The organism is Occallatibacter savannae, from assembly GCF_003131205.1.
Taxonomy (GTDB): Bacteria; Acidobacteriota; Terriglobia; order Terriglobales; family Acidobacteriaceae; genus Telmatobacter; species Telmatobacter savannae.
Window position 1 is genome coordinate 324,367 of record NZ_QFFY01000005.1, and the last position, 18,198, is coordinate 342,564.

General features: G+C 58.5%; 13 protein-coding genes. 8 read left to right on the forward strand and 5 right to left on the reverse strand.

Annotated elements, in window-relative coordinates; all coding sequences use genetic code 11:
• Positions 1-15 precede the first annotated feature (15 nt).
• Together pruA and DHV10_RS19380 are read left to right on the forward strand one after the other, a co-directional pair.
• Positions 16-1,635, forward strand: a complete 1,620-nt coding sequence (gene pruA / locus DHV10_RS19375) for an L-glutamate gamma-semialdehyde dehydrogenase (RefSeq protein ID WP_109488040.1) — start codon at positions 16-18, stop codon at positions 1,633-1,635.
• A 165-nt stretch (positions 1,636-1,800) separates the two neighbouring features.
• Positions 1,801-2,778 (forward strand): zinc-dependent alcohol dehydrogenase family protein, encoded by a 978-nt coding sequence (locus tag DHV10_RS19380; RefSeq protein WP_239461938.1) that lies wholly within the window; start codon positions 1,801-1,803, stop codon positions 2,776-2,778.
• A gap of 28 nt (positions 2,779-2,806) precedes the next feature.
• Here the strand turns inward: DHV10_RS19380 and DHV10_RS19385 are convergent, their stop codons facing one another.
• Both DHV10_RS19385 and DHV10_RS19390 read right to left on the reverse strand, forming a co-directional pair.
• Positions 2,807-3,145: a DUF309 domain-containing protein gene (locus DHV10_RS19385; RefSeq protein ID WP_204101475.1), complete on the reverse strand. Its 339-nt coding sequence runs from the start codon at positions 3,143-3,145 to the stop codon at positions 2,807-2,809.
• Between the two features lie 104 nt (positions 3,146-3,249).
• On the reverse strand, positions 3,250-3,957 hold the full coding sequence (locus DHV10_RS19390) for a response regulator transcription factor (protein WP_109488042.1): 708 nt from the start codon (positions 3,955-3,957) through the stop codon (positions 3,250-3,252).
• Positions 3,958-4,395: 438 nt separating this feature from the next.
• On the opposite strand from DHV10_RS19390, the gene DHV10_RS19395 reads away from it, so the two are divergent.
• From DHV10_RS19395 to DHV10_RS19420, 6 genes are all read left to right on the forward strand, one after another.
• Complete coding sequence (locus DHV10_RS19395) at positions 4,396-6,048, forward strand: response regulator (RefSeq protein ID WP_109488043.1); 1,653 nt, start codon at positions 4,396-4,398, stop codon at positions 6,046-6,048.
• A complete protein-coding gene (locus DHV10_RS19400) occupies positions 6,049-7,551 on the forward strand; it encodes an ATP-binding protein (protein WP_109488044.1) in 1,503 nt (500 codons plus the stop codon).
• A 167-nt stretch (positions 7,552-7,718) separates the two neighbouring features.
• Positions 7,719-8,597: a sensor domain-containing diguanylate cyclase gene (locus DHV10_RS19405; RefSeq protein WP_109488045.1), complete on the forward strand. Its 879-nt coding sequence runs from the start codon at positions 7,719-7,721 to the stop codon at positions 8,595-8,597.
• A complete protein-coding gene (gene motA / locus DHV10_RS19410; protein ID WP_109488046.1) occupies positions 8,597-9,475 on the forward strand; it encodes a flagellar motor stator protein MotA in 879 nt (292 codons plus the stop codon). Before DHV10_RS19405 ends, motA begins: the two co-directional genes overlap by 1 nt.
• A 9-nt stretch (positions 9,476-9,484) precedes the next feature.
• Positions 9,485-10,429, forward strand: a complete 945-nt coding sequence (locus DHV10_RS19415) for a flagellar motor protein MotB (RefSeq protein WP_109488047.1) — start codon at positions 9,485-9,487, stop codon at positions 10,427-10,429.
• Positions 10,430-10,512: 83 nt separating this feature from the next.
• Positions 10,513-12,102 (forward strand): ribulokinase, encoded by a 1,590-nt coding sequence (locus DHV10_RS19420; protein WP_109488048.1) that lies wholly within the window; start codon positions 10,513-10,515, stop codon positions 12,100-12,102.
• 81 nt (positions 12,103-12,183) lie between these two features.
• Here the strand turns inward: DHV10_RS19420 and DHV10_RS19425 are convergent, their stop codons facing one another.
• The 3 genes from DHV10_RS19425 to DHV10_RS19435 all read right to left on the reverse strand — a co-directional run bounded on the left by DHV10_RS19425 (position 12,184) and on the right by DHV10_RS19435 (position 18,178).
• Positions 12,184-15,927, reverse strand: a complete 3,744-nt coding sequence (locus DHV10_RS19425) for a TonB-dependent receptor (RefSeq protein WP_109488049.1) — start codon at positions 15,925-15,927, stop codon at positions 12,184-12,186.
• A 293-nt stretch (positions 15,928-16,220) separates the two neighbouring features.
• Positions 16,221-17,204, reverse strand: a complete 984-nt coding sequence (locus DHV10_RS19430) for a transglutaminase family protein (RefSeq protein WP_109488050.1) — start codon at positions 17,202-17,204, stop codon at positions 16,221-16,223.
• A gap of 11 nt (positions 17,205-17,215) precedes the next feature.
• A complete protein-coding gene (locus DHV10_RS19435; protein ID WP_109488292.1) occupies positions 17,216-18,178 on the reverse strand; it encodes an alpha-E domain-containing protein in 963 nt (320 codons plus the stop codon).
• Positions 18,179-18,198 lie beyond the last annotated feature (20 nt).

Below are 18,198 nucleotides of genomic sequence, written 5' to 3' on the forward strand. Positions count from 1 at the left end.
ACAATCGTTTTCGCTATGGCAACTGTGACTCTCCCCACCCAGATACAGCCGCGCTCGCCCAAGGGCGAGTTCCGCAATGAGCCGTTTACCAACTTTAAAGATCCTGAGACAGCCCGCGAAATGAAGGCCGCGCTGGATCTTGTGGCGAGCCGTCTAGGACACGAGTACGACCTCATCATCGGCGGACACCGCCTGAGAACCGACGGGAAGATCAGGTCGTTGAACCCCGCCCGCCCCTCGCAGGTCGTTGGGATCCACCAGAAGGCGGGAGCCGAGCACGCCGAGAAGGCAATGCAGGCGGCCTTGGAGGCGTTCGAGACGTGGAGCCGGACTTCCGTCGAGACGCGTGCCTCATTGCTGCTAAACGCTGCGTCGATCATCCGGGATCGGAAGTTTGAGTTTTGCGCCTGGCTCACCTACGAAGTAGGCAAGAACTGGGTGGAAGCGGATGCCGACGTTGGAGAGACAATCGACTTTCTCGAGTTCTACGCGCGCGAGGCGCATCGGCTTGCCAAATCTGAGACCCCGATTCAACTTCCGGGCGAACACGACCAGCTGATGTACATTCCATTGGGAGTGGGCGCGGTCATTCCGCCCTGGAATTTTCCGTTCGCGATCATGGCCGGTATGACTGTGGCTTCTGTGGTTACGGGGAATACGGCCATCCTGAAGCCATCGAGCGACTCGCCCACAATCGCAGCGAAGTTCATCGAGGTGTTGGAAGAAGCAGGAATGCCCGGCGGCGTCGTCAACTTCTGCCCTGGATCTGGAGCAAGCTTCGGGAACGCAATTGTCGAGCACGCCAAGACGCGGTTCATCGCCTTCACAGGCTCGCGTGATGTGGGGCTCGAAATCCACCAGCGCGCGGCGAAGCACCAGAAGGGACAGATCTGGATCAAGCGCACCATTTTGGAAATGGGCGGCAAGGATTCAACTGTCGTGATGGCGGATTCAGATCTCGATGCAGCGGTTGATGGCGTCGTCGCGGGTGCTTTCGGGTTTAGCGGTCAGAAGTGCTCCGCCTGCTCGCGTGCGATCGTGGACGCTCCGGTCTATGACGTCTTCGTCGAACGAGTGAGAGAGAAGGTCGCAGCGCTGAAGGTCGGCGATCCTGCTATCAACCCGAACATGGGGCCAGTCATCAACAAAGCGGCGATGGATTCGATTCTCAATTACATCGAGATCGGCACGAGGGAAGGCCGCCTGGTCGCGGGTGGAAAAGCCGTCGAGAACGCCGAGGGCGGCTTCTTCATCGAGCCGACTGTGATTGCAGATATCGCTCCCGATGCAGTGATCGCGCAGGAAGAAATATTCGGACCGGTGCTGGCGATCATCAAGGTGAATGGATTCGAAGAGGCTCTTAAGGTCGCGAACAATACGGAGTACGGACTCACAGGCGCCATCTATACAGGTTCTCGTGAGGCTCTGGATGTGGCGACGCGCGAATACCATGTCGGCAACCTGTACCTGAACCGCAAGTGCACAGGGGCGATGGTGGGCGCCCATCCATTCGGCGGATTCAATATGAGCGGCACGGATTCAAAGGCCGGCGGCCCGGATTACCTGCTGCTGTTTACACAGGCCAAAAGCGTCGCTGAAAAACTCGGCTCGGCGCCGTCACGGGTAGGAATCTAGAGCCCAGGGAAAGCAATTGTTCGTGAAGGTCCCGCTTAGCTCGGGACCTTTTTGTTACGTTGCTCAACGCCACCGCGGGACAACCACCATTTCATCGAAGAATTCATGAATGAACCGCACCCTCCGCCTCTCTGCTTCATCCAAGGCGCGGAGGAAGGAAGAAGAATGCCGACAGTTGTTCGCTTTCATGAACTTGGTGGACCTGAAGTCCTGAAGATCGAAGATGCCGCGCCCCAGCAGCCCGGAAAAGGCGAGTTGCGGTTGCGTGTGCAGGCGGCGGGACTGAACCGCGCAGAGGCATTATTTACGCGCGGGCAGTATCTGGAGCAGCCGAAGTTGCCGGCCCGGATCGGGTACGAAGTTGCCGGCGTTGTAGATGCCGTTGGCGAAGGCGTGGATCAGGCCTGGGTCGGTAAAAAAGCTGCAACAATCCCCGGATTCTCGATGAACCAGTACGGTACGCTGGGCGAGCAGGCACTCGTGCCGCTCCGCGCCGTCACCGAGTATCCGTCCAACCTGACCGCAGAGCAGGCAACTTCGGTGTGGATGCAATACCTCACCGCCTATGGCGCACTGGTGCTCTACGGGAACGTGACGAAGGGAGACTACGTCGCCATACCCGCGGCGTCTTCAAGCGTCGGACTCGCCGCAATCCAGATTGTTCGCGATGCTGGAGCCACAGCCATCGCGGTCACGCGCCGCTCGACAAAGAAAGCCGAGTTGCTCGAACTCGGAGCTCATCACGTGATCGCCAGCGAAGAAGAGGATTACGTATCGCGCGTCATGGACATCACCGGCGGCAAAGGCGTGCGGATCACCTTCGATCCAGTCGCTGGACCGTTCGTCGAGAAGCTCGCCGCGGCCGCAGCCAATGAGGGACAGATCTTCGTCTACGGCAATCTCTCCATGCAGCCAACACCCTTCCCGATTCGCGAGTCCTTCCGGAACGCATGCATCTTGCGGGCCTACACGCTCATGGCGATCACGTCAGTCCCCGAGCGCCTCGAAATCGCCAGGAAGTACGTCTACGATAGACTCGCCGACGGCCGCTTCGTTCCAAAGATTGCGAAGTCGTTCGCGTACAAGGATACGTCGAGGCATACCGATACCTCGAGTCGAATCAGCAGGTCGGTAAGGTTGTGATCACCATTCCGTAAGGCCTGGAAAGATCTCAGCTGCCTGAAATGACCCGGAAGTCCGGCACTGCGCCCGGGAGTTCTTCTCCCTCGCGCAGTGCTCCGAGCCAGTTCCGCACCTGCTCACGAAGAGACTCGACGTCGATGTAGCAGAAGGCAGCCGGGCTTGCGTCGAGACGCCGCAGTGAACGCGCCAGCAGCGAAATCGCGCCGATACGGTTTTCACGGCCGAGATGATGAAACGCGGCGGAGATCTGCACCAGGGCCTGCAGGAAGCTCTTCTCCGGCTCAGCCAGGGTGAGCCATACAAGCTCCCAGTGTTCGTGAGCTTCAAAGAACTGCCCTGTCCGGTAGCAGTGTAGCCCCTCGGCCAACGAGCCCGAGTTCCAGTCAAAATAGGTGCTCATAGGAGAAAACAGCGAGGCCGCTGAGTGGATCAGCGGCCTCTTTTAGGTCGATGCAACTTGACGTAGGTTGACTACGACTGAGCGAGCGCGGGCGAGTTTGACGCTACGGGAGCCGGAGCCTGCTGCATCTCGGCCTCGAGCTTGCTTCCCACTTCCGCCGCCGCCTGGGCGAGCACGCGGTGATGAATGGTAAACAGAGCCAGTTCGAGACGGTCGCTGACGCCGGTCTTGTCGTAGATGGAGCGGAGGTAGTTCTTGATGACCTGCTCGGTCGTCTTGAGGCGCAAGGCGATTTCGCGGTTCTTGCAGCCCTGAACGATGAGCGCCACGATGCGCATTTCCTTGGGCGTAAGACGGTCGCGAACGCGTGTACCCACCATATCTTCTTCGGGGGAATCGGGGAGCTGAAGCTGCGGGGGAGCCCAGGTATCGCCCGCTGCCACACGGCGAACGCACTCAACGAGGGCCTGTCCGGTTACATTGCGGAAGACCACGCCGCGGAAGCCCTGCTGCAGGTAGCTGGACGCCGCCTCGGTGTTCTCTGCGATCACGATGCCGCGGCTGTTGGAGGCTTCCAGAAGCGTACGCAGACGGGCCATATCGGGTCGGAGCGATGCGGCAAACACCACGATGGAGCCAGGGAACGTGGTAATCGCATGCATCATCCTGTCAAGGTCGGTGCACTGGGCGATGATCCGGAGATCTTCGTCCATTGCGAGGACCTTGGCTGTCCCCGCTCTGAAAATTGCCTGTGAATCCGCGAGAATGACTTTGTTCATGTTTTGCGCCTCATCGCCTGTAGAACGTCAACTTTGGGCCGAAACCGGCTTCCCTTCTCTCACGGGCCGGGTGCTGCCAAACATCGGGCGGTGCTTCTTCTGCCTCACTTCGGTTATCGGCAGACGCCCCTCAAAACGTCGGGGAAAACTCCCACTAGGTGCAGTGGAAATCATACACAGGACTTTCGTCACTCTCTTTGCTCAAGGGTACCTGCACCTTAGTAATACCCCGAAACTTAGAGTACCGCCCAAGTGACAAATCGTCACGGAGAATCCTTCCGGGTTGCCCGCTCATCCTGTTTACCGTTTTGGCACAAGGTACCTGTAGTGTGGTTTATTGAAAGCTAAATTGCGACCGTTTTGATCGCGTCCAGCGCGGCAGCTTTGATCGGAACAAAAGCCGATTGAGTTCGGCTGAAACATTAGACTGGGAAGAAGATGGCGAGGCCGAATCTACTGGCAGTTGACGATGACGTAAGCGTGCTGGAGGCCGTTGTCCAGGACCTCCGGCGGCAATATGGCGCAGATTACCGCGTGATGCGGGCGGCGAGCGGGCAGGCTGCGTTGGACACCCTCAGCCAGTTGAAAGCTCGCGAGGAGCCCGTTGCGCTCCTGCTGAGCGACCAGAGGATGCCGGGAATGCCGGGCGTAGAGTTCCTCGAACGTGCCCGGGAGGTCTATCCGGAGGCGAAGCGAGTCCTGCTGACCGCATACGCGGATACAGAGGCAGCTATCCAGGCGATCAATACCGCCCGGATTCACTACTACCTCAACAAGCCCTGGGATCCGCCGGAGGAAAAGCTCTATCCGGTTCTGAACGACCTACTGGATGACTGGAAGGCCGGGTACCGCCCGCCTTTTGAAGGATTGCGTGTCATCGGGAATCGGTGGGCTCTCGCCGACTACAAGTTGCGCAACTTTCTCTCGCGCAACCACGTGCCCTACCGCTGGATGGATGCGGCCACGTCAGAGGAGGCGCAGAAGGTCCTGAGCGACAGGCAACTCAAGACGGATCAGTTGCCCGTGGTTCTGTTCGGTGACGGCAGTGCCCTGTCGGAGGCCAACCCTGACGCTGTGGCTGCCAAGGTTGGCCTGAGCACGCATGCCACGCAGGAGTTCTACGACATGGTCGTGGTGGGTGCCGGTCCCGCGGGACTCGCCGCGGCTGTCTACGGCGCAAGCGAAGGCCTCAAAACACTGGTTATCGAGCCCGAGGCGCCTGGCGGACAAGCCGGGTCGAGTTCCCGGATTGAAAACTATCTGGGTTTCCCCTCCGGCATCACCGGCGCCGATCTCGGCCGCCGCGCTCATGTACAGGCTGCGCGGTTCGGGGCCGAATTCGTCACCCAGCGGGCGGTCGGGCTGCGCATCGACGGTCAATACAGGTTCATTCAACTCGCGGACGGACGCGAGGTTTCCTCGCACGTGGTGCTGCTGGCCCCCGGAGTTCAGTGGCGAAAGCTTGGAATTCCCGGCTCCGACCGGCTCACCGGCAGGGGAATCTACTATGGAGCGGCGCTGGTTGAGGCCACCTCCTGCAGGGACGAAGAGGTCTTTGTCGTTGGCGGCGCCAACTCCGCGGGGCAGGCGGCTCTGCACTTCGCCAAATTTGCCCGGAAAGTCACGATGCTCGTCCGGGGAACCGGTCTTTCGGCGACTATGTCGAAATACTTAATCGATGAGATCGAGCGCACATCCAATATCTCGGTGGAGACGCAAACCCAGGTAATCGCGGCAGAGGGCGAAGAGCGGCTTGAGGCCTTGCGCTTGCGGGGGCCGAAAGGCGAGTATTGCGTAAACACCAACTCATTATTTGTATTTATCGGTGCGGAGCCGGGTGTGGAATGGCTACCTGACAGTATCCTGCGCGACGAAAAGGGGTTTGTTTTGGCCGGACCCGATCTGATGCAGGACGGCAAAACGGTCGGCGGATGGAAGGAAAATCGCGGTCCGTTCCTGCTCGAGACCAGCGTTCCCGGAGTTTTCGTGGCCGGGGATGTCCGGCACGGCTCTGTCAAGCGAGTGGCGTCGGCCGTGGGGGAGGGATCGATCGCGGTGCAGTTCGCGCATCAATACCTCGCTGGATTCTAGATGGAGAACGAAGCAGCAAACATGAACGAGGGCGGAAAGAGCATCATTGTCGACTCGATTGCCTTTCGGCAAATCGCAGGAGAACTGACGAAGACCCGTCCCTTTTCTTCGACCTCGATCGATGCGCTCCAGGGAATCGACGCCGTAGAACGCATCACAGCGAAGGCCGGAGCGACGCTGACAGAGCCCGGCAACACGTCGATGTTCTACTGGTTGCTATTACACGGAAAGTGCCAGGCTGATCGCGTGGAGCCGGATGGCTCGCGAACGACTGTCGGAACAGCGCAGAGCGGCGAAGGCTTCGGTGAGACTCCGTTTCTGACCGGCAAATCGCATGCCGCCTTCCTGATCACCGCCATTGAAGATTCGACCCTGGTGCGCTTCAGCGGCGAGCAGTTCTGGCAACTGATGTCGTGCTGCCCCGGAGCGCGCAAGGTAATCCTTGCGGACATGGCAGCCCGCCTGTCCGCTTATCAGGCAGAGGCACTGCATCGCGAGAAACTCGTATCGCTCGGCACACTGGCAGCAGGACTGATGCACGAGTTGCACAATCCCGGCTCGGCAGCAAAACGAGCGGCATCGCAGTTGCGCGAGAACATGTTGAAGCTGCAAGACCTCAGCCTGCGCTCCTCCAAGAGATCCAAAACCCCCGAACAACTCGACTGCATGCACAGGCTGCTCACACATGCGGTGAAAGGCTGCCAGTGCAGAGCGCTCAGTTCTATCGAGCAGGCCGATGAAGAAGAAAGGCTCGGCGAGTGGCTTCAGGAGTCCGGCGTCGAGAATGCTTTCAACATTGCTCCCGCGCTCGTATCCATGGGATTTGAACAGGAGGAGCTGAAGTGTGCGCGGGAGTTCTTCGATGCGCAGAGCTTTTCAGACACTCTGAATTGGCTGGGCGCGCTGGTGTCGAGCGTGTCGCTCGTGTGCTCGATCGAGGAAAGCATTTCACGCATCTCCGACTTGGCAATGGCTGTGAAGAAGTTTGCGTACGATGACCGTTCTCCGTTAAAAGAACTGGATGTACACGACAGCCTGCAGAGCACGATCACGATCCTGGGACACAAACTGCGCGTAAAGCAAATTACAGTCGAGAAGACTTTCGAGGCATTTCCATCCGTGATTCAAACGCGGGGATCGGCACTAAGTCAGGTTTGGACGAATCTCATCGACAACGCCGCCGACGCCTCTCCGGCACAGGGGCGCATCGAAATCGCCACTTGGACCGAGCCAGCAACCGGGAAGGCCAATGACCCCGGCTGGCTGGCCGTAAGCGTGACCGATCATGGGCCTGGGATTCCTGCAAATGTTCTGCCAAGAATCTTCGAGGCGTTCTTTACAACCAAGCCGCAGGGGGCTGGAACTGGCCTGGGACTCGAAATCGTACACCGCATCGTGACGCAGAAGTTCGGCGGCAAGATCGATGTGAAGTCCGAGCCGGGCAATACGCGATTCGAGGTGCGTCTGCCCATGAAAGGCATTGCCTCCGTCAACGGTAAGTAGCTGCTACGAATACCCGGATGTTCGTTGGGCTTTCAGTTTTGACCTCAGATTCACTCCCCATCCTCGGTTCTCAACTGATTCCTCGACCCCTACTCTAATCGCCGTTCCGATCTCTATCGTGCTAATTCCCTTTTCTCCTGCGCCGATGAACGGAGTGGAAGGAACCCGTGCCTGCCGATCGCACCACTCTACTCGAATCAGCTCTCGACGCTCTGGCCGAGGGAGCTGTGTTGGCCGACATCGGTGGGGGCTTGGCGTACTGGAATCGTGCGGCGGAGACGATTACCGGGTATGGCAGCGCAGATGTGATGGGCAGGCCGGTTCGTGACCTGCTCGACCTGATGGTGGTTGGTGGGGCCAGCCGGTGGGTCCGTGCTACAGATATCGAAGCATCGCATGATCGCGGAAGTATGGTCCGGATGCGGCACGCACTGGGTTACGAACTGCAGGTTTTCGCGCGCGTGATGACGCTCCGAGACGGGATGGGAAGCCGAATCGGCTCGGCTGTGTTGTTCCATCCGGCGGACAACATTGATTCCCTCCCGCACGGAGACTCAAACGACGCAAGGATCAGCGAAAGCCAGATGCAGCTGGAAGACCGTCTGACGCGCCTGCACGAGGACTTCGATCGCGGAGATTTGCCGCTTGGCGTGATATGGATCGCCGTTGACCAGGCTGCTGAACTGCGCCGTACCCATGGTTTGCGCGCGTGTGAGGCAATGCTTGAGAGCATCGAACGCACGCTTGCCAGCGGGCTCAAGCCGACTGAGGAGATCGGCCGGTGGGGCTCAAGTGATTTCCTGGTGCTCTCGCACGAGCGCAATGCAGCCGCCCTTGCAAGTCACGCACAGACGCTCGCAGGCCTGGCCCGAACTGCGGAGTTCCGCTGGTGGGGCGATCGCGTTTCCCTTACCGTGAGCATCGGTGCGGCACAGGCTGAATCGGGTGTGCCCCTCTCTTCGCTTCTGGAACGAGCGCAATCCGCCATGCTGAACAGCATTCATTCAGGCGGAAACCATGTTTCATGTGCACAGGGGAGAGGGTAATGTTCGCAATCATCGGCATTGTTCTTGTGTTCGGCGCGGTGGTCGGAGGGTTCCTGATGGAGAAGGGACACCTGCCCGTTCTCGTGCAACCGGCTGAACTGCTGATCATAGGCGGCGCCGCACTGGGCAGTTTGCTGATCGCCAATCCCATGCACATCCTGAAAGGGATCGTCTCGAGCTTGATGGGCGTTCTGAAAGGTTCCAAACTCACGAAAGATCGCTACCTGAACCTGCTGAAGATGATGTACCTCTTCCTGAACAAGGTCCGCAAGGAAGGCCTGCTGAGTGTGGAGAGCGACGTGGAGAAGCCCAATGAGAGTGCGATCTTCAAGGCTTTTCCTGACTTTCTCGGTGATCATCACGCGTTGAGTTTCGTTTGCGATACGCTGCGCATGGCGATCACCGGTGGCGTCGATCCGTTTGACATGGACCAAATGATGGAGCTGGATATGGAGGTCCATCACCACGAGGCGACGGAGCCGGTCAACGCGCTCACCACCGTGGCAGATGCTTTGCCCGGACTTGGAATCGTCGCGGCAGTGCTCGGCGTGGTGATCACGATGGGTGCCTTGGGAGGACCGCCCGAAGAGATCGGACACAAGGTGGCGGCAGCACTGGTGGGAACCTTTCTTGGCGTGCTGCTGTGCTACGGGCTCGTCGGGCCGCTCAGCGCCAACATGACGAAAGCTGCAGAGGAGCACAATGAGTATTTGCATGTGCTGCGCGTCTTGCTGCTGGCTTTTCTGAAGGGTTCGGCGCCTATCATCGCCGTCGAGATGGCGAGGCGCGCCATCCCTGCGCGTGTGCGGCCAACCTTCGACGAGATGGAGAAGTTCTGCAAGCAGCAGGGCGAAGCGCCTGCAACGAAGGCAGCCTGAGGGCGCGGCATGGCTTCAAAGACAGCGCCCATCATCGTCATCAAGAAGAAGAGCAAGCACGCAGGGCATCATGGCGGAGCTTGGAAGGTGGCCTACGCCGATTTTGTCACGGCGATGATGTCGCTCTTCATCGTGCTCTGGCTGATGAATTCGAGCGAAAAAATCAAGAAAGCAGTCGCCGGCTATTTCAACGATCCAAAGGGAACGGCATCGCTGATGGGAACCACAATGACGGGAACAGGCGAAGCCGTCAGTGCGGCAGCTGCCAGGGACATGCAGAAGCTGAAAGAGAAGCTCGAACAGCAGATCAAAGCAAAGAAGGATCTCGAGAAGCTTTCAAAGCAGATTGAGATCACCATCACCCCTGAAGGGCTGCGCGTTGAGTTGCTGGAGGATCGAAACGGAACGTTTTACCAGAGCGGCAGTGCGCGTCTGAGCGACAGCGGACAGGAACTGCTGGCCCTTCTTGCCAGCGAACTGAAGACCCTGCCAAATTCCCTTCTTATCGAGGGACACACCGATGCAGCACCTTACCTGGAGGCTGCCACTTACTCGAACTGGGAGTTATCCGCGGACCGCGCCAACGCGGCGCGACGCCTTATGCAGCAGGATGGAGTCCGAACAGATCAGGTCACGCAGGTGCGCGGCTACGCTGATCAGTTGCTGCGGGTGAAAGGAAATCCGTACGATGCATCGAACCGCCGCATCTCCATTCTGGTTAAGAACCAGCCAGGCGTGCCGGTCGAACAGAACAAGCCGATCCACGATCTGTCCGGCGTGCAGCCATCCTCTCCTGCTGCGCCGGAGGAGATCAAAGGCACATCCGAATCAGGCGGAGGCTCGGCATCTCGTTCCGCAGAACCCGCTCCCAACGCCCAGTCAAAGCCCGCTCCTGGTCAGAAAGGATGGCTGGGGCGCGTTCGGAGCATGCTGCCCAAATTCGGAGACAAGTGAGCAAAATGGAGGCTCCTTGCGCGCCCCGGTGCTTGGTGTAGTCTGGTCGACAAGCAGGAAAGCGTTTACCGCAGGAGCAGGAAATGGCTGTAGTAGCCGGAGTGGATTTCGGCACGTTAAGCGTGCGCGTGACATTAGTAGACAGTGAATGTGGTCCTGCGGGAACGGCGTCGGCATCCTACCCGCTGCACCGTCGGCGTGAGGATCCAGATTTTGCAACTCAATCGCACGCTGACCAGATGGCAGCATTGGCAGTGGCCACCCGGGACGTGCTCGCGAATACGGGAATCAGTGGCGACGCCGTACAGGCGATCGCTCTGGATACAACAGGATCGAGCGTCATTCCAGTAGACGAGCATCTCGAGCCCTTGGACGAGTACTACCTGTGGTGCGATCACCGTGCGCACGCTGAAGCCGAAGAGATCACGCGCAAGGCGCACGAGATGGGACTCGAGGCGATCGACTGGTGCGGCGGAATCTACTCGCATGAATGGGGCTTTGCCAAACTGCTGCACTGGCTGCGCCATAACCCCGGTAAGCGCGAAGCGTTTGCCACGGCACTCGAGCACTGCGACATGGTGGCGGCCACGCTGAGCGGCGTGAAGAACGCGCACGACGTAAAACGCAGTATCTGCGCGATGGGCCACAAGTGGATGTGGAATCCGAAATGGGGCGGACTGCCACCCGAAGATTTCCTGGTTGCGGTCGACCCCCTGCTTAAGGGCGTCCGCGCCAAACTCGGCGGCGACTATCAGACCAGCAACAAAATCGCCGGACATTTATCGCCTGAATGGGCTGAGAAACTCGGGCTTCGCGCCGGGATTCCCATCCCGGTCGGCGCCTTTGATGCCCACTGGGATGCCATCGGATCGAACATTCGTGAAGGCGATGTGGTCAACGTAGTAGGAACTTCGACCTGCATCATCGGCATTGCCCGTGATGCTCAACTCGTACCCGGTGTGTGCGGAGTGGTGCCGGGCAGCGTTCATCCCGACTACATCGGCATTGAGGCCGGACTCTCCGCAACCGGAGACATCTTCGAGGCTATCGCGCAACGCGCTGGAACGCGGGTACACGATCTGTCGAAAGGACTTGAGTCGTTCAAAGCCGGACAGACAGGCTTGCTGCGCCTGAGTTGGGATAACGGAGACCGCACGGTGCTCGTTAATCCGGAGCTTGGCGGCGTCACCCTCGGCTGGAACATGGTGAGCACTGCTCAGGACGAACTCTTCGCGGCCATCGAAGGAACGGCATTTCACACGCGCATTATCCTCGAGCGCATGGCGGAGCACGGAGTGCGCGTCGACCGCGTAATCAACGCCGGCGGAATTCCGCAGAAGAATGAAGTCCTCAACCAAATCTATGCCAACGTGCTGAACAAGCCAGTGCTGGTTCCTGCAGGCATCCCCACCAGCCTTGGATCGGGCATCATGGCCCTGCTTGCCGCGGGGATCTACAAGACAGTGGAAGAGGCGCAGGCCGCAGTCTGCCTGCCTTTCCGCACAGTTGATCCGGACCGCCAAGCGGCGGCAACGTACGACCGACTCTACACGCTCTACAAGGACGTGTACTTCGCCCTTGGGCGGCGGCGCGAGGCGGCTGCCATGCCACTTGGGCGCGTTCTACCCGAGCTGCGCGAGATCGCCGCAGCAGCCCGGAGCGCAGAGGCCTGACTCGACGTATCCGCGACAACACCTCAAAAAGAAGAATGCCGGAAGAGCAATGCTCCTCCGGCATTTCCGTTTTGGTGCTGCTTAGAAGTCGTAGCGCAGGCTGAACTGCTGCCGGCGCGGCGCCGTCAACAGCGAGCTTGCGATACCGAGGCTACCGTTCGTGAGACCGTTGTCGATCGACTTGGGATCGAATCGAACAGCGTTCGTCACGTTGTAGACTTCCCACGCAAATTTCAAAGTTCCAAACTCGCGAATTTTCCAGGTCTTGGCCAGGCCCGAGTCGATGTTGAAGTAGCCATCGCCGCGGAAGTTGTTGCGCTGACCGGTTTCACCAGGATACGGCAAACGAATCGGACCGCCAGTTGAAGTGCCTGCGTTGATCCCGGCGGCATCTCCGAAGAACTGAGGATTACCGTTCTTGTCGATGTGTTTGTGGATCTTGGCGTTCCCTACGTTTACGCCATAGCTTTCGATCTGCCAGTCGGTTGACCAGCCAGGCTCAAAGACTGAGAAGGGCAGCCCGCTCGACCACCGATTGATGCCGGACCACTGCCACCCACCGATGAACGTATCCAGAAGGGTGCTGCTGTTCCCGAGCACTTGCCGCCCTCTACCGAACGGCAGCTGATAAACCCAGTCGGCCGTGATCAGATGCTTCGTGTCGAACGCTGAAACACCTCGATTCAGGTAGGGTTTCCAGGTGTTGATGATGTTGTCGAAGTTGTACTCGCCGGTGAACTCCGTGTCGCGCTCAGCATCCGATCCCCAGTCAATCGACTTGGACATCGTGTAGCTGAAGTCGAACTGGAGCCCGTGGCTCATCGGATGACGAAGGGTGATCTGGCCCGCGTGATAGGAACTTCTCCCGATGGTGGAGAGTGCATATAGCGACGAGAACTGATCCTGCCAGAACTTGGACTGATAGTTCGAGCATTGTGCCGAGCTGAGGTAGACGCAGAAAAAGTCCAGGTCCGCAAGCGCGGTCGTTGCACCGTACTGAGCGCGATACGGGGCCCATTCATAGTTGTAGATCGCCTGGGTTGCGCTCTCCCCGACAAAGTCGAAATCTTTCATGAACGGGAAGATGTCTTCGAAGTAGGGAATAGTCGAAACTGCTGGGTAAGAAACGGCATTGCCGTTGTCGTCATAGGTGACCGAAGCGGCGCCTCCGTTTTGATCGACAGCCTTGGACAATGCCGTGCCGGCTGCATAGTAATCCCCACCGCCTTGAGGATCGACGAAGTCGACCGGCTCAGTCAGGTCGAGGTTCTGTAGCAGGTGCCGACCCAGGCGGCCAACATAGGAAGCTTCAATCGTGAACCCGCCGACAGTCTGACGCTGAATTGAGAAATCCAGGCTTTCGGAATACGGCGTCTTCAGCTTGTTGTCGAGACCCCAGGTGATTGCGAAGTTGCCCTGAGGAGCAGTGAAGGGATACGTCTGGGTCTGCGCCGCCCCGCCATTGTCGATGTTGGGTAGAGTGTTCCTGCCGGTGAAGCGAGGCGATGGTGGGTGCTTTGCATTTCCCTCGATCCCATATACGCCGGCCGAGTTGGTAACCGACGAACTGATTCCGAACGAGCCCTCACGATCAAAGATGTTGACCAGTGATTCGCCGTAGTGGTCGTAGTAGATACCAGCTCCGGCGCGGATTGAGGTCTTCGAATCCGGCGAGTAGGCCACCGAAAGACGCGGCGCGAAGTTGTTCTTAGACTTCGGCCAGAACCCGGGTTTGCCGTAATTGGGACCGCTGGGCGAGAACTGCATGTCGGGCTCATACACCTGCCCCTTCAGTGCGGCTGATTCGCGCTGCAGGTACCAGGAGTGCGTGTCGATGGTGGGCGCCACCTGCTGGCCGCTGCTCTCATACGGAGTCTGCAGCAGCGTATGGCGAACACCAAAGGTGAGCGTAAGGTTCGGTTTTATGCGCCAGGCATCCTGTATGTACCACTCGAACTCATTCGCCTTGAAGTGACGATTGAGGAATGATCCATCAGCCAGAAGAGTTCCAGTTGTCGCGCTGTCGACATGGTAGTTGAACGAATTGTCCAGTTCAGGAACGGTGCCCACGAGATTGGCAAATGCGATCTCGTAGGAATTTGCGAATCCGTCCGAAACCCCTGCTGCCGGCGAAGGCGGATTCCCGCCAAGCCAATACGGATTCGTGGTCGCGTGCTGCCAGGTCGTTGAGTCCGACCTGTGATTCTGATGGATGAGCCGCCAGTTCCCGCCGAGTTGGATGCTGTGTTTAGATTTCGTCCAGCTCAGGTTGTCGACAATGTTATTGACCGGAACCGTGGTGAACGTCGAGCGAGTCTCAGCGGTCGGAGAATCCATGAACCGGAAATCGACATAATCGCCCTTACCCACGCCCGTCGCGCTGTTCCCCTGACGAACATAGCCATAACGAATGTCGTTGATCAGGTTGGACGTAATGGTCCAGGTGTCGCCAAAAACAATTCCTTTGTTATTGCTCTTGTCGGTCGAAGACGGACCCTGTCCCGGAAACTGCTCCGGCTGGAGGACTGTATCTTTCTGCAGGTTGCCGCGGACGAAAATGCGATGGCGATCGTTCGGAGTGAAGTCCAGACGCGCGATCGACGTGTTGTTGCGGACCGGATTGGGAGAGGCAAACGAAAATGAACCGCGGTTATATCCGTCGCCGGTGAGCGTCCCATTCGCCTTCGGCATTGAATTGAAGTAGGCCAGCGAATTGGGATTCGGTCCAGGAGGGTTTGGATAATCCGGACTGTTGCAGATCTGGCAATTTGCATCGAGTGCAGTAACGGCGGCACTACTGAGTGTCTGCACATTTCCGTTTGCATCAACGAAGGTGAGGTTTCCGGCCGCATAGCTTGAGGTTGCGACGGTCCTCACTTCCTGCGCATCTTCCGCCTGCCGGGTAGCTTCAAAGTTCCCAAAGAAGAAGAGCTTGTCTTTCTTGATCGGGCCCCCGAATGATGCTCCAAAGATGTTGCGAAGGACCTTGGTCGGCACGTTCGGCAAACCCTCATTCACCTGAGCCTGCTTGTTAAACCAGTTGTTCGCAGCCGTCAGCGGTGGCCGATAATACTCGTATGCCGCTCCGTGGAATTTATTGGTACCGGACTTGGTGACCATGCTGACCTGCGCGCCCGACGAGCGGCCCGCGTCTGCGTTGGCGTTACTGGTAGTTACGCGGAATTCTTCGATGGAGTCCTGCGTCTCACGCAAGACACCCTGAAACGCGTAGCCATTAACCTGATCGTTGTCGTCAACACCATCAATGGTCACGTTGCCCTGGTCGGCTCTTCCGCCGTTCACTGCACCGGTGCGGCTGTCAGAAGAGTTGGGGAGGTACAGAACACCCGGTTGCAATGAGAGCAGGTCCGGAACATTGCGTGTCTCGCTGGGAAGCGCCTGGATGAGCTCGTTGTTAGCGGAGTTTCCAAGCGAAGCGTCGCTGGTATTCAGGGTCTGCGCTTCAGCAGACACGTCCACCGTGACCGTACTCGATTGCACGGTGAGTGCGAAGTCGATTGTTGCCGGCTGGTTTACCAGGAGTTCAGCAGACTTCGTCTGCTCTCCAAAACCTACCGCAGCGACGGTGATGTTGTAGTGGGATGGTGCGATTTGCGCAAAGGCGTATTGCCCGGCGTTGTCGGCCATTGCCGAGATGGTTTTGCCAGTTGCCTTGTCGGTGAGGGTGACCTTGGCGCCCGGAACGAGCGCTCCGGAAGGATCCTTGATTGTTCCGCGGAGTGAGGTGGTAGCGAGTTGGCCGAAACAAAGAGTGGCGGTGGAAAGGATACAGAGAAGTATCCATCCCGCGAGGGGTTTCTTCACGGCTGTTCCTCCAAAAAGGGACGTGCTTATTCGTTGTTGTTCTCTGCAATGGACCGCTGGACCCGTACCCGCGCAAATGCCTGAGTGAAACTGGAGAATCTTCGCTCTCTTTCTTTCGAGAACAGGCCGCGGGATCAGATTTGTCGCTTTGGTACTTTCACTGCGGACGCAGGCACCGATCGCCGCGTCGGGGGATTTCACCTTAATTTATTCGCTCGACCGATCAAGATTCAATAAGAATTCCTGCTTCCCTTGCAGGCCCAGATTTCGTCACGCGAAAAGCGGGTTTTGTCTCATTGTTGTTGCTGCATTTGCTGCAAATCGATTAAAGGAGCGGGGGAATCGGGCGCCTGTTGGGCGCGCTCCACGAGGACCGACCAGTCCTCAGGAATGGGCATTTTGCTGTCGAGCGCCGGGGCAGTTTCTCTGGCGTCCACGTGAACGGCGACGTAAAGCTCGCTCGAGGTCTTGCCGCGGTAGATGCCGTGCGTGGGCGGAACATCCGCATAGTCACGTCCCACGGCTGTACGAATATGCCGATGATGCGCCACCAGATTGTTTGTAGGATCAAATCCGACCCAGCCGAGGTGCGGCATCAGGACGTCGAGCCAGGCGTGGCTGGCGTCCGGAGTGGATCGGTCATGATCTTCCCGGGAACGGTAAAGGTACCCGGAAACGTAACGGGCCGGAATGCGGACATGGCGAAGGAGCGCAATCATCGTGTGCGCAAAGTCCTGGCAGACCCCGCGCCTGTTCGTAATTGCCTCATCGATCGGCGAGTCCACCCGCGTCGAGCGCGGCACATATTCGAAAAATTCGAAGAGGCGTTGATTCAATTCGTGAACCAGCATGAGAGGGTCATCCCGCCGGGTAACATCCAGTTGCGCGGCGAGGTCGAGCAGAGCGGGAGTCTCAGCGGCAAACTGGCTGGGTAACAGCATCTCCCAATAATCGCCAGAGCTGACCATAGAGTCCAAAGCCTGCCACGCATCGAACGAGAGGAACGCCGGGACGTCTGGAACCGTCTGCTGTTCCACAACAGACTCGGCCACGATGACCAGTTGGCTGTGCTCCCCCGGGATGTCGAAATGATGGACGTTGTTGCCGAAGTGATCGCGATAGGTGAAGACGCGGCAGCGGGGGCTGACGGAAAGCGAAAAGGCCAGGCAATGCTGCTGCGAGTCGGACCGCGGATGCATACGCGTTTCCATGATGCTCTCGCTTACCGCCTGCGAATAGCGATAGCGCGTCAAATGGCGAATGGAGTAGAAGTTCATCGCGAAGGGCTCTAGATTGCCAGGGCTGATTGGATCGAATACTGGATGTAGAAGCGGTACATGAGCTCGTGAATGCTCATGCACTGCTGGCGAATGGTATGGAGAAACGCGGCGGCGTCTCCGTTCAGGATTTCGTTGATGGAGGTGAAGCTCAACATGGCGTGGAGGCGGCCGATGTTCGCGGTGAGTTCGTCAGGCGGACGCCGACCGCCGGTGTGCTGGATCGACTGAATGGCCTGCCTCACGCCATCGACCGAGTAGCGAATGGCGTGGGGGAAATCGCGATTGAGGAGCAGAAATTCGAGAATGCGATCGGGGCTCAGGTCCGCCGTGTAGACCTGACAGTAGGCCTCGAAGGCTGTGCAGCATCGCAGCAGGCCAACGAGTTCGAGGTACTGATAGCCCGAGATCTCTCCGCCTGAGCTGTGAAAAAGGTGCGGTTGATAAACCTCGAGGAGCGTCGCGATTGCGTAAGCGCGCTCGAGATAACGGCCCAGCCGAATGAAGTGCCATCCCTGGCCGTGAATCATTGTCGTATCGCTGACGCCTTTGAATAGGTGGATGGCATCGATGATGGAGCCCAGCACGTCATTCTGGTTCGCCCGGAACTGAGTCTCCGTACTGGGCGCATGCATCTGGTGGTAGAGGCGGTTCAGCCGCTGCCATTGTTCGGTGGAGATCTCTTCGCGAATCTGACGGGCATTCTCGCGAGCCGCATCGATGCAGCAGGCGACGGATGCCGGGTGATGCTTGTCGAACACGAGTTTTTGCGCGTTGGAGTTTACGTCGCCATTCCACTCAAAACCGGCAGGCTTACCAAGGGCCGAAAACAGGCGGTTCCAGTGCGTTTCGGCGCTGGCTCCGCCGGAGTCGAGCATCAGGCTCATCGCAACGTCGAGTTGGCGCACGGTGTTTTCCCCACGCTCGAGGTAGCGGCTCATCCAATAGAGGCTGTCCGCAACGCGAGAAAGCATCTTTGTCGCCTCCGGTGATC